Genomic DNA, 1206 nt, shown 5'->3' with positions numbered 1-1206 from the left:
GCGCGAGGCTGGACAACCGGGCTTCCCCGCAAACGATCATCACCCGCAGGTCCGCTCAGCTTGGCCTGTCGATTGTCCCTAGCAGGAAATGGTCCAACAACCTTGGACAATCTCTGTTGACACACCTTATTTCTGAAATTACTGATGATCTCAGGATTTTCAGATTTTTGAGAGTTCACGGAAGTTTTGCAGGAGTGTAAGATGGAAATGATCGAAGTCGATTTTCAAGTATGGCAAGCCCTTACAGCTCGAAGAGCGTCTAAGGAGGTCACCGAGAACGATGTGCTGCGAGATCTTCTCGGGCTAAATCCAGTCGACAAAGCTGAGGATGGCGGACCCGGCTGGACATGGAAAGGAGTTAACCTGCCCAATGGCACGGAACTGCGGGCCGAGTATAAGGGGCGCGAGTATACGGCCAAGATCATTCGCAATGAATGGATTCAAGGCGGCGACGCCATGAGCAGCCCCTCTCAAGCCGCCTACCAAATCACCAAAGGTGGTGTGAATGGCTGGACCTTCTGGCAAGCCAAGACCCCCGGCAGCAATGAGTGGCTGATGCTCAGCAAGATCCGGTCTGACGAGGTCTGGGGGGAAGCCATGAAAAAGCTGATCCGTTACGCTGAGCACATCTCGCAAGATTACAGTTCTGCTCATGACAAGGCCATGGAAGAGGCAGTTAAAAGTGGTGAGGGCTCACGCTCTGAAATGAACCACCACTTCTGGTCGCTGCGCAGCTGGGAAGCTTTTATCGAAGTTCTGACTGCTGGTTTGGTGCAAGATAACAGTGCTGCGGCTGAGAATATCAGATCGATCCTAGCTGAAATGGAGAACGTGCTTAAGGACCTGCTGGACCGCGGCCTGCTTGAATCCTATCGGGACAGGCGTTGGGATCCTCTCTTCGAGTACTAATTTTTGTACTAGGTGTTCAGTCCCGGCATCTGGTGGATCGGATCGACGATGAATCTGTCTGGCTCTGAAGTCCAGACCTTGCAGATGTATTCGTAGGGCGTGAGGCCATTGAGCGTCTTGAGCCGGCGGGCGAAGTTATAGGCTGCAATGAAGTCGTCGAGGTGCGTTCGCAGCTGATCGTGATTGTCGTAATGGAAGCGTTTGACGGTTGCCTCCTTGATCGTGCGGTTCATCCGCTCGACTTGGCCGTTGGTCCAGGGATGCCTTACCTTCGTCAGCCTGTGCTCGATCCCATGC

The 1206-nt window shown here is 53.4% G+C and carries 2 protein-coding genes; one reads left to right on the top strand and one right to left on the bottom strand.

Annotated elements, in window-relative coordinates; translation table 11 throughout:
- The first annotated feature begins 201 nt into the window (after positions 1 to 201).
- Positions 202 to 909 (top strand): hypothetical protein, encoded by a 708-nt coding sequence (locus tag AAIL68_RS17425; RefSeq protein ID WP_347141052.1) that lies wholly within the window; start codon positions 202 to 204, stop codon positions 907 to 909.
- Positions 910 to 917: 8 nt separating this feature from the next.
- Here AAIL68_RS17425 and AAIL68_RS17420 read toward each other — a convergent pair.
- Positions 918 to 1206 (bottom strand): integrase core domain-containing protein (locus AAIL68_RS17420; protein ID WP_347141051.1); only part of this gene is annotated, 289 nt, incomplete at its 5' end.

This window comes from Paracoccus sp. SSK6 (assembly GCF_039770665.1).
Taxonomy (GTDB): Bacteria; Pseudomonadota; Alphaproteobacteria; order Rhodobacterales; family Rhodobacteraceae; genus Paracoccus.
The sequence above is the reverse complement of the archived record's forward strand: the minus strand, read 5'-3'. Positions and strand labels throughout refer to the sequence as shown.